General features: G+C 74.5%; 11 protein-coding genes and 1 pseudogene. 5 read left to right on the plus strand and 7 right to left on the minus strand.

The genetic code is table 11. The features are described from left to right. The 3 genes from E4P40_RS23485 to E4P40_RS23495 form a co-directional block, all read left to right on the plus strand. On the plus strand, positions 1-211 hold a 211-nt coding region (locus tag E4P40_RS23485), incomplete at its 5' end, for a helix-turn-helix domain-containing protein (RefSeq protein ID WP_135160798.1). Further along, entirely contained in the window at positions 208-1,581 is a 1,374-nt protein-coding gene (locus tag E4P40_RS23490) for a HAMP domain-containing sensor histidine kinase (RefSeq protein WP_135160799.1), read from the plus strand. The genes E4P40_RS23485 and E4P40_RS23490, both read left to right, overlap by 4 nt. A gap of 8 nt (positions 1,582-1,589) precedes the next feature. After that, complete coding sequence (locus E4P40_RS23495) at positions 1,590-2,198, plus strand: GerMN domain-containing protein (RefSeq protein WP_135160800.1); 609 nt, start codon at positions 1,590-1,592, stop codon at positions 2,196-2,198. 3 nt (positions 2,199-2,201) lie between these two features. On the opposite strand, the gene E4P40_RS28660 is transcribed toward E4P40_RS23495, so the two are convergent. The 7 genes from E4P40_RS28660 to E4P40_RS23540 all read right to left on the minus strand — a co-directional run bounded on the left by E4P40_RS28660 (position 2,202) and on the right by E4P40_RS23540 (position 8,991). Further along, positions 2,202-3,143 (minus strand): PH domain-containing protein, encoded by a 942-nt coding sequence (locus E4P40_RS28660; protein WP_209305481.1) that lies wholly within the window; start codon positions 3,141-3,143, stop codon positions 2,202-2,204. Between the two features lie 80 nt (positions 3,144-3,223). Then, on the minus strand, positions 3,224-5,080 hold the full coding sequence (locus E4P40_RS23515; protein WP_135160801.1) for a helicase-related protein: 1,857 nt from the start codon (positions 5,078-5,080) through the stop codon (positions 3,224-3,226). Positions 5,081-5,208: 128 nt separating this feature from the next. Next, positions 5,209-5,775, minus strand: a complete 567-nt coding sequence (locus E4P40_RS23520) for a hypothetical protein (RefSeq protein WP_135160802.1) — start codon at positions 5,773-5,775, stop codon at positions 5,209-5,211. Positions 5,776-5,850: 75 nt separating this feature from the next. Then, on the minus strand, positions 5,851-6,966 hold the full coding sequence (locus E4P40_RS23525) for a geranylgeranyl reductase family protein (protein WP_135160803.1): 1,116 nt from the start codon (positions 6,964-6,966) through the stop codon (positions 5,851-5,853). 5 nt (positions 6,967-6,971) lie between these two features. Beyond that, positions 6,972-7,907, minus strand: a complete 936-nt coding sequence (locus E4P40_RS23530) for an alpha/beta fold hydrolase (RefSeq protein ID WP_135160804.1) — start codon at positions 7,905-7,907, stop codon at positions 6,972-6,974. A 34-nt stretch (positions 7,908-7,941) separates the two neighbouring features. Continuing rightward, complete coding sequence (locus tag E4P40_RS23535) at positions 7,942-8,511, minus strand: TIGR00730 family Rossman fold protein (protein WP_135160805.1); 570 nt, start codon at positions 8,509-8,511, stop codon at positions 7,942-7,944. A gap of 21 nt (positions 8,512-8,532) precedes the next feature. Beyond that, the gene (locus tag E4P40_RS23540) at positions 8,533-8,991 is read right to left on the minus strand and encodes a MaoC family dehydratase (protein WP_135160806.1); all 459 of its coding nucleotides are present in this window, start codon (positions 8,989-8,991) and stop codon (positions 8,533-8,535) included. Positions 8,992-9,074: 83 nt separating this feature from the next. Between E4P40_RS23540 and E4P40_RS23545 the strand changes: the two genes are divergently transcribed. Further along, a complete protein-coding gene (locus E4P40_RS23545) occupies positions 9,075-9,572 on the plus strand; it encodes an NUDIX domain-containing protein (RefSeq protein WP_135160807.1) in 498 nt (165 codons plus the stop codon). 233 nt (positions 9,573-9,805) lie between these two features. Continuing rightward, positions 9,806-10,027: pseudogene (locus E4P40_RS23550) on the plus strand (hypothetical protein); the annotation flags it as partial.

The following is a 10,027-nucleotide window of genomic DNA, read 5'->3' on the forward strand; positions in this document are numbered from 1 at the left end:
CCGGCTCCTGTGCGAGATGGCCGCCGCCCCCCACCGGGTCTTCAGCCGCGAGACGCTGCTGCAGCGCGTCTGGGACCACGGGTTCTTCGGCGACGAGCGGATCGTGGACGTACACATCCGGCGGCTGCGGACGAAGGTCGAGCGGGACCCGAGCGCCCCCCGCGTGGTGGTCACGGTCCGCGGGCTGGGGTACCGGCTGGATCCGCAGTGAGCGCCGCGCTCGGAGCCCGGGGGCTGCGGGCGCGCATCGTGCTGGGGTTCGCCGTCGGCACGCTGCTGGTCTCCGTCGTCCTCGTGAGCGTCACGTTCCTGCTGGCCCGCAGCTACCTGCTGGACCAGCGCGAGGCCTTCGTGCTCCGGCAGGCGTTCGCCGACGCGAACGTCCTGAACATGCATCTGTCCACCGCCGGTACGGAGGTCGGGGACGCGCTCGGCGACCTCATCCCCTCTGGGGGCGCCGATGTCGTCGTGAGCAGCGAGGGCTCCTGGTTCTCCTCGACGTTGGACGTCGGCGCACGGGATGTCCCGGCAGAGCTCCAGGAGGTGGTCGACTCGGGGTCGGTCGCGACGGTCAGGGTCGACACCGCGGAGGGGCCACGGCTGGTGGTGGGGGTCCCCCTGCCGTCCGCGGGTGCCGCGTTCTACGAGGTGGCGCCGCTGTCCGAGCTCGAACAGGTGCTGCACACGCTGGCCGCCGTGCTCGGGGCCGGCGCCCTGGCCGCGACCGCGGCCGGGGCCGCCTTCGGGGGATGGGCCAGCCGGCGGGCGGTCCAGCCACTGGAACAGGTCGCCGGTGCCGCGACCCGGATCGCAGGCGGCGACCTCGCGACCCGGCTGGCGGAGACCGACGACCCCGATCTGGTGGCGATCGTGGCGAGTTTCAACAGCATGGTCGACGCGCTGGCGGCCCGGATCGAGCGGGACGCGCGCTTCGTCGGCGACGTGAGCCACGAACTGCGCAGCCCCCTGACGACCCTGGTCACCAGCGTGGAGGTGCTGAGTGCCCGGAGACACGAGCTGTCCCCCCGCGCGCAGCAGGCGCTCGGGATGGTCGAGTCGGAGCTCGGCCGCTTCCGTCGCACGCTCGACGACCTCCTCCAGCTGGCCCGCCTGGACGGCGCAGCGGAGCTCGACCGGACCCGGGCGGTGTCCCTGAGTGCCCTGGTCCGCGAGGTGCTCCTCCGCTGCAGGATCTCCGAGGAGCACCTGCTGGTGGACCCGGACGCGGACACCACCGTCGAGGGGGACAAGACGAGCCTGGAGCGGGCCGTGCGCAACCTGCTCGAGAACGCCGCTCAGCACGGGGACGGCGTGCGGGAGGTGCGCGTCGAGCACCGGGACGCTGCCGTCCTGGTGACCGTGGACGACGCCGGGGCGGGCGTCGCGCCCGAGGACCGGGAGCGGATCTTCGAGCGATTCGCGCGGGGTCCCCGGGCCGCCCGCCGATCGTCGTCCGGCGCCGGGCTGGGTCTGGCCATCGTCGCGGAGACGGCGGCACGGCACGGTGGGGCGGCGTGGTGCTGCGATGCACCGTCCGGTGGCGCCCGGTTCGCCTTCTCCCTGCCTCGGAGCGAGCCGTGAGGGGCCGCATGGCCACCGGAGTCGCGCTGGTGCTGGTCCTCGGCGGTTGTGGCGTGCCGACCGGCGGCCCGCCTGCTGTCGTCGAGCAGTCCGACGTCCCGTACGGCCTGGCCGCGCCGACTCCGTCGTCGTCCGCACCGCCGACCCCCGAGGTCGCTCCTGCTCCCTACCGGATCTTCCTGGTGGACGGGGCGGACGTCCTCGTCGCCCGCCCCCGGGAGCTGGACGGCGCCACGCCGCGCGAGCACCTCGCGGAGCTGCTGGCCGCCTTGGCGGACGCGCCGACCGCCGGCGAGCGGACCGAGGAGATGTCGACGTCGCTGCCGCCGGGCGTGCGCCTGAGCGTCACCGACCTGTCGGGAGGCATGGCGACCATCGAGCTGGGCCTTCCCGCCGAGGCCCCGACCGGCGGCGCCGGGCGGCGGGCGGTGGCGCAGATCGTGCTGTCGGCCTCGACCGTGCCCGGCGTCGACGCGGTCCGGTTGACCGTCGACGGTGAGCCGGTCGAGGCACCGTTGCCCTCTGGCGAGCTCATCTCGGCGCCACTCACGGCGGAGGACTATGCGACCTTCCTGACCCCTCCGCCGCCGTCCACGGTGCCTGCGACGCCGTCCTGACGCTCAGCCGCCGAGGACCTTCGCCTTCTGCGCGGCGAACTCCTCCTCGGTGAGGATCCCGGCGTCGCGCAGCTCGCCCAGCTTCTTCAGCTGCTCGACCATGTCCACCTGCGGTGGGGCCGGCGCGGGGGGCGGGACGGGCGCCGTGGGCACCGGTGGCGCCATCGGGGCGCCGAACGGGGCACCCGGCGTCATGTTGTGCACGTAGGACGACTGCCGCTCGATGGTCTTCTTCTGCCGCGCCTCGCTGATCAGCGGCGACAGGATGTCCAGGACGGCGTACGGGCCCTCGATGTTGTCGAGGACGACCTGGCCGGACGTCGTCCCCTCGATGGTGCCGCTCACGTTGAACATGTCCTGGGTCGCGCCGTAGGACGGGTCCTCCAGGTTGAGCACGACGTCGCCGACGTCGTTGCCGCGCTGCCAGACCGCCTGCCGCACGTCCATGTCCTTGATCGCCCACAGGGGCACGCTCTCGGTGCGGGTCCCGAGCAGGCCGCTCTCGATCCAGACGCGGTCCTTGGTGATCCGGTAACGGGCCTTCGAGACGCCGGCTGCGCTGGTGGCCGCGTTCTTGCTCTCGCCGAACCAGAGCGTGTTCGGGTCGTTGGCCCACTGCTCGGTCCGCTTGGCGTTCTGCTCGGCGAGCTTCTGCTTGCCCTGCTCGGCCATCTGCTTGCCCTGGTCGGCGACCTGCTTGAGCCGGTCCTTCCAGCTGACCTTGCCGCCGCCGGCGGGGGGAGCGGCCGCGGAGGCGCCGGACTGATCGGCGGGCGGCGGCGTGGGCGGGGGCGGGAACGCGTCCGGGGGCGGCGGCAGCTCGGTCGTGAGCGGGTCCTGTCCCGTCGTCCCCTGGTCCGAGACGTGCTCGGTCCAGGTGCTGCCGTTCCAGTAGCGCAGCTCGTGTGCGCCGGTGGGGTCGGCCAGCCAGCTCGCGTCCGCCATGGGTCCTCCTCGTCTCCGCGGTACCGGCTGGAGGATGCCAGCGGCGACGCGGATACGGGGGTCCCGCGAGCGCGGTGGGATCAGCGGGGGCGGCCGGCCCGTCCGCCGTTCGCCCGACCGGTGCCGGACCTGCCGCTCCGCCTGCCGTCAGCCGCCGCCTTGCCGGTGCGCGACGGCCGCGCGTGCCGGTCGTGCCCGTCGTGGTGGCGGTCGCCCTTGTGCCGGTCGTTGCTGTGCCGTTCGCGGCCCGGTCCGCGGCCCGCTGCGCCCACCGAGCAGTCGCGGCACGTGGTGAACCACGGGGCGATGCCGGTGCCGCAGGCCGAGCACCGGCCGGACGCCGTCAGCGAGATGGCGTCCGGCAGCAGCTCGGTGATGCGGGTGGCGCACTCGTCCTCGACGAGCGCGGCGTCCTCGCTGGTCAGCCCGGCGACGTCCGGGAACGAGCGGAGCAGGGTCTGCGCGTCGCGGGCCGCGGCGGCCGCCTGCTCGTAGTCCTCGACGGTGCCCTTGGCCGGCATCGGCTCGAGCACGGTCTCCGGCCGCACCGGCAGACCCGCGGCCGACTGGAGCGCGGCCTTGGCGAGCACCAGCCAGCGGGTGCGCCGCGGTGGGTTGTAGTCGATGGGCAGGTTGATCAGGCGCCAGACGGTCCAGAGGTCGCCGGCCACACCCAGCGGACCGCGCAGCAGCGGCAGCAACGCGTGCACCCGGACGATCAGGCTGGTCACGTCGTCGGCGGTCATCGCCTGGTCGCGGGTGGCGGCGCGGGCCCAGGCCATCCAGCGGGTGAGCGCCTCGGGCAGGTCGACGGGCTCGAAGGCGCCCAGGTCGTCGAGCTCGGGTCGCAGCCGCGGCGCGCGCTTGGGCAGGTCGCTCATCGCGTCACCACGGGCCACCTCGGCGCCGGCCTTGAGGAGCCCGGCGTCGGCCTTGAGCCCGGCGACACCGGCGAGGACGCCGACGCTGCCGTGCCCGGTCAGCCCGTACCGCCCGGCCCGGCCGGCGATCTGCGCGGTCTCCCAGGTGCGTAGCGCCCGGCGCTCGACGCCGTCGAACTTCGTCGTCTCCGCGAACAGCACGGTCGTCGCCGGCACGTTGATGCCGTGGCCGATGACGTCCGTCGTCACGAGCACCTCGGTCTCACCACGGGTGAAGCGGTCGATGACCTCACGGCGGGTCGCGGGGGGCAGGGCGCCGTAGAGGACGCCGACCTTGCCCGGACGCTGGGGGTCGAGCGCCGCCGCGACGGCGTAGACCGCCTTGCGGGAGAAGGCGACGACCAGAGTCTGCGGGCGGACGGCGTCGGGGCGGACGGGTGCCCGCAGCACGTCGAGCCGCGACAGCCGCTTGTGGTTGACCACGGTGATCTTCTTGGCGTCGGACACCAGCGGCTTGAGCAGCAGGTAGGCCTCGGCCGCGGAGATCAGGTGCATCTCGCGGTAGTCGCCGGTGAGGACCAGCCGGGCCCAGTGGTGGCCGCGGTCGGGGTCGGCGACCCAGTGCGACTCGTCGAGGACCAGGAGATCGCCGCGCATGGGCGCCTTCTCCACGGTGCAGCAGACGATGGGGGCGTCGGGGTCGATCTCCTCCTCGCCGGTGGAGAGGCCGACGGTGCCCGGCGGCAGCTGCGCGGACAGCCGGGCGTAGGCCTCGTGCGCCAGCTGCCTCAGCGGTGCGGCGTAGACCCCGCGGCCGTTCTTCTCCAGCGCGAGGAGCGAGTCGTAGGTCTTGCCCGAGTTGGTCGGGCCCAGGTGGAAGACGACGTTCTCGGGCCGGGTCGTCCGGACGGGGAGCTCGGGCTCCGCGCCGTCCACCCAGCTCTGCTGGGCGAGCTTCTCCACCCGCGCCGCCGCATGGTCGGCGTCGCGGGTCTCGAGGTCACGGACGACGTTGCGCTTGCGACGTCGATCGGGGTACTGCGAAGGAACACTCACAGGGGAGAACAGGCCTCTGGTCGGCGGAAGTCGGAGCGGGTCCGCACGTGTGCGGGCGATGCCAGCTGCCGCGGACCCTACGGAGGGCAACAGCGGGAGCCCGCCGGACATGCCCGGTGGGTTCGGTATCACGCGGCACGGGACACCTCCCGACCCACGGCGAGCAGTCGCACCTCGAGCACGAGGCCGCGGATCGCCACCACCTCGTTGAGCGTGCGAGGTGGCTCCGGCAGCGGGCCGTCCTCGGTCCGGAAGGTCACGGTGACGGGGCAGAGCACCCCGTCGTGGGGCTCGGCGCAGCGGACGGCGGGCCCGACGGGGAGGACGCGGTCGGCCACGGCGGCCCAGCCCGGCGTCGTCCGGGGGACGGCCGTGAGCAGCGCGAGGTCACCGAGCAGGCCGGCCTCGTTGCGGATGCCGAGCCGGTGCGCGCCGGTCCTCGGCCACGGCGTCGACGGCTGGACGACGACGACCCGGATGCCGACGGCGGTGAGCAGGCGGGCAGCGCTGCACACCTGCAGCGACTGGCGGCGGCGCACCGAGCCCACGGCGCTCAGCGACGCGCGGGCCTTCAGCCCCGCCATGGCCGCGGACCAGCGCAGCCGCCGGCGCTGCTGCGTGGCGGGGTCGGCCTCCCCGGGCGGGGGACGGCGGGGAACCGGGATGACGGGCGCGCGCGGCGGGGCAGCGGTCACGGCGCAGAGCGTCCCGAGCGCGGATGACGAGGACGTGAGGACGGCGCGACCGTGCCGCTAACTCTTCGCGCCGGCTCAGCGCAGGCGGCGGGCGGCGGCGGCCAGGGTGCGGAGGGTGAGCCGGCCGTCGGCCAGGCCGAGCGCGACCACGTCGTCGAACACCCGCTGATCGTCGGCGGCGGCCCGGAAGACGCCGTCCATCACCGTCGGCCACCGGCTCGCCCACGACGCTGTGGACGAGTGCAGCAGGTGCCGGCCCAGCCGGGCCCGTAGTGCCGTGCGGTACGCCGCGCCCGCGCCGGCCCCCTCCACCGTCGCCGCCCCGGCCAGCGCCCCGGACAGCACCGCGTAGAAGATGCCCTCCCCGGTGAGCGGGTTGATCAGCGACGCGGCGTCCCCGGCGAGCAGCACCCGGCCGTCGGGCTGCCTCGGCCGCCCCGTCGACAGCGGCAGCCGGTGCGCCTTCAGCCCGGTGGCCTCGACGCCGGGCAGCAGCCGTGCCAGCCCGGCGAGCAGCCCCGCCCGGTTCACCCCGCCGGAGACCAGTTCGCCGTAGCCGACGTTGGCCCGGCCGTCGCCGAGCGGGAAGGACCAGGCGTAGGCCGGCCACCGCTGCCCGGTCGTCAGGATCACCTGCACGCCGTCGGTCCCGGCCGGCTCCGGCGCGTAGCCGCGGATCGCGATGGCCAGCTGCTCCGGCCGGTTGGGCGGCACCTCCAGTGCCCGGCGGACGACGGACTCCGCGCCGTCGGCCCCGATCACGACCCCGGCGGTCAGGACGTCGTCGACCACGACGCGCGACGGGTGCACCAGGAGCCGGCGGAGGGCGTGCCGGCGCAGCTCCACGCCCGTCGCACGCACCGCGTCCAGCAGCCGGCCGTCGAACACCGCGCGGGGGACCACCCGCGCCGGGCGGTGCATCGTCCGCTCGACCGTCGTCCCTCCGGGCGATCGCAGCCGCAGCCGGGAGAGGCGCGCGTAGCCGTCGGTGAGGGCGTCGGGGTCGATTCCCAGGCCGGCGAGGACGTCGAGCGCCTCGGGCGCGATCCCGTCGCCGCAGACCTTGTCGCGCGGGAAGTCGGCCCGGTCGAGCACCAGCACGGACGCCGCCGGGTCGGCCCGTCGGGCGGCGAGGGCGCTCGCGGCCCCGGCCGGCCCGCCGCCGACGACCACGACGTCCCAGTGCTCCACGTCGCTCAGTGCACCACGGGCTCGGCGACGCCTTCCTTCCTCTGCGACAGCAACCGCCGCCAGCTGTCCAGGTCGTGGGAGGCCGGCTCGGTGGTCGCGATGAAGTCCAGCAGCAGCGCGGCGAAGCGCTCGGGGTCGTCGAGGTGCGGCCAGTGGCCGGCGTCCTCGAACACCTCGATGCGCGCGCTCGGCACGAGCGCGCGCACGGTCTCGGCGTGCATCGCGGGGACGATCGGGTCGCGGCTGCCCCAGACGACGAGCATCGGGATGGCGTCGGCGAGGTAGAGCCGGTCCAGCGCGGTGACGGCCTGCCCGCGGGCGTCCACGACGCCGCGCAGCGTCCGGAGGAACGCCCGGCGGGCCTCGACGTCCTTGAGCGCGAGCAGGGCGTCGCCGGCCTCGGCCAGGTCGCCGACGCGGCGCCAGCCGCCCAGCCGGCCGATCCGCTCCAGCGCCTGGAAGCCCATGCGCATCGGGCCCGAGATGCCGGTGAGCGCTGTCAGCACGAGCTCGGCGCCGGGCAGGGTGGCGGCCCGCAGGCCGGCGGACAGCTCCGGCCCGAGCCCGCCGCTGCCGACCAGGGCGATCCGCTGGCAGCGCTCCGGGAACTGGTAGGCGAACTGCAGGGCGATCCCGCCGCCGAGGGAGTGCCCGACCACGGTCGCCTGCTCGATGTCGAGCACGGTCAGCAGGTCGCGCATGCCGTTGGCGTACGCGGCGATCGAGTAGTCGCCGCGGGGCTTGTCGGAGGCGCCGTGCCCGAGCAGGTCGGGTGCGATCACCGTATGCGACTCGGCCAGTCGGTCGATGACGCCGGCCCACGTCTGACAGTTGTTGCCGATCCCGTGCAGGAGCAGCAGGGGCGGACCGTCCCCGGCCCGGATGAACGCCCGCCGGTGCCCGTGCACCACCCGGATGTCGCGGACCTGGCTCGACGGCATCCGCCCAGTTCACCAGCCGGTTGTTGCCGACCGATTAACGGCTCGGAGTCGTCCACTTCCGCGGTGGGTGCTCGTAGCTCCCGACGAACTCGAGCAGCCCCGCCGCGTCGGTCACCACGCCGAGGGCGTCGAGCCGGACGGCGTCGAGGTAGCCGTCGTCCACCATGCGGCGCAGCTGGGTCAGGAGCGGCTGCCAGAACCCGTCGACGTCCAGGAGGACGGTCGGCTTGGCGTGCAGGCCGAGCATCCCCCAGGTCCAGGCCTCGAAGAGCTCCTCGAGGGTGCCGGCGGCACCGGGCAGTGCGACGAAGGCGTCGCTGAGGTCGGCCATCACGGCCTTGCGCTCGTGCATGGTCTGCACCACCTCGAGCCGGGGGAGACCCGGGTGCGCGACCTCGTCGTCCACCAGGTGCTGCGGGATCACACCGACGACCTCGCCGCCGGCGGCCAACGCCGCGTCGGCGACGACGCCCATCATCCCGACGTGCCCGCCGCCGTAGACGATGCCGACGCCCGCCTCCGCGAGGTCGGTCGCGAAGGTGGCCGCGGCAGCGCGGTGGGACGCCGGACCGGCGTGCGACCCCGTGAAGACGGCTATGCGCATGACGGACGGCGCACGCTGCGGTCAGCCGCCGTAGTAGCGGTAGACCGGCTCCGCGATGCAGACCGGCTTGTCCCCGCCCTCGCGCTCGATGACGGCGGCCAGCGTCAGCTGCAGCCCGCCGGCCACCTCCTCGACCGACTTCAGGGTGGCCGTGAGCCGCACCTTGGCGCCGACCGGCACCGGCGAGGGGAAGCGCACCTTGTTCAGCCCGTAGTTGACGCCCATCACCGTGTCGGTGACCGCGAGGACCTGCGAGGACAGCGGCGCCAGCAGCGACAGCGTCAGGTAGCCGTGGGCGATCGGGCCGCCGAAGGGGCTCTCCGCCTTCGCGCGCTCGACGTCGACGTGGATCCACTGGTGGTCGCCGGTGGCCTCGGCGAACTGGTTCACGTGCTCCTGGGTGACCTCGTGCCAGTCGCTGGTCCCGAGCTCCGTGCCGACGAGTCCGGGGACCTCGGCCATGGTCGTCGTGGTGGTCATGCGGGTACGCCTCCGGGGTCCTGGGGTTCTCCTGACGAACCTAGTGCTCTGCTCACGAGGGCGAAGCAGAGCACAAGGTCGGCATGAGCAGGTTCACTGGGCGGGTGCTCGCATCGACCGACGGGTGGACGACCTGCTCGCAGGGCCACCGCCACTGGGGCCGCGCGGGGGCGGCCGGGCTGCTCCTGCACCGGAACGGCGCGGAGGGTCCCGAGCTCCTGCTGCAGCACCGGGCGGCGTGGTCGCACCACGGCGGCACCTGGGGGACGCCCGGCGGGGCGCTGCACCACGGGGAGTCGGCCGACGAGGGGGCGCTGCGCGAGGTGCGGGAGGAGCTCGGGCTGCTCCCGGACGACGTCGTCCTGGGCGCCCGGTCGGTCGACGACCACGGCGGCTGGTCGTACACGACGGTGCTGGCGCGGCCGGTCCGGTCGATCGAGCCGGGTGACCTGCGGCTGGACGGCGAGAGCGACGGCGTGGCCTGGCTGCCGCTCGCCGGCCTTCCGGAGGTGGATCTCCACCCGGGTCTGGCGGGGTCGCTGCCGCGGTTGCTGCCCCTGCTGGAGAACTCCGCACAGTAGTCGGGCGTGTCGCGGAATGAGATGGCATCCGGCGGGTACGCGCCCCCGCTGAGACACGTTCTTCCCATGCACCACCTAAGGAGCCGGCCCTGTCACGCCGTCCCCGGCACCGCGCTTCCGGCACCGCTAACCGCGGAGAGCTCGGGAACGGTGCCGCCCGTCATGCCCCGAAGGACCGCCGCCGCGGCGCGATCCTGGCGCTCGCGTTCGCCATCGGCGCCCTGCTCGTCGCGGTGCCGATCGCGCTCTTCCTCGGCGCCGGCCCGGACGGCGGCGGGACCACGCGCGACCCCGACGGGGTCTTCAGCGGTGAGGACGGCGGCAGCGCCGAGGGCGGCACCGCGCGCGGTGGTGGCGCGCTGAACACCGCGGCCACCGAGTCGCCGGCTGCTCCCGGATCGGCGGCCGACGCCGCCGCGAACCCCGGCAGCGGCATGGGCGGCGATGCGCAGATC

It is taken from the genome of Blastococcus sp. CT_GayMR20 (assembly GCF_004570345.1).

Excerpts from the sequence above, each read along its gene's own strand:
- E4P40_RS23495 (WP_135160800.1), top strand. The coding sequence starts at position 1,590 with ATGGCCACCGGAGTCGCGCTGGTGCTGGTCCTCGGCGGTTGTGGCGTG.
- E4P40_RS28660 (WP_209305481.1), bottom strand. The coding sequence starts at position 3,143 with ATGGCGGACGCGAGCTGGCTGGCCGACCCCACCGGCGCACACGAGCTG.
- E4P40_RS23530 (WP_135160804.1), bottom strand. The coding sequence starts at position 7,907 with ATGCCGTCGAGCCAGGTCCGCGACATCCGGGTGGTGCACGGGCACCGG.
- E4P40_RS23535 (WP_135160805.1), bottom strand. The coding sequence starts at position 8,511 with ATGCGCATAGCCGTCTTCACGGGGTCGCACGCCGGTCCGGCGTCCCAC.
- E4P40_RS23540 (WP_135160806.1), bottom strand. The coding sequence starts at position 8,991 with ATGACCACCACGACGACCATGGCCGAGGTCCCCGGACTCGTCGGCACG.
- E4P40_RS23545 (WP_135160807.1), top strand. The coding sequence starts at position 9,075 with ATGAGCAGGTTCACTGGGCGGGTGCTCGCATCGACCGACGGGTGGACG.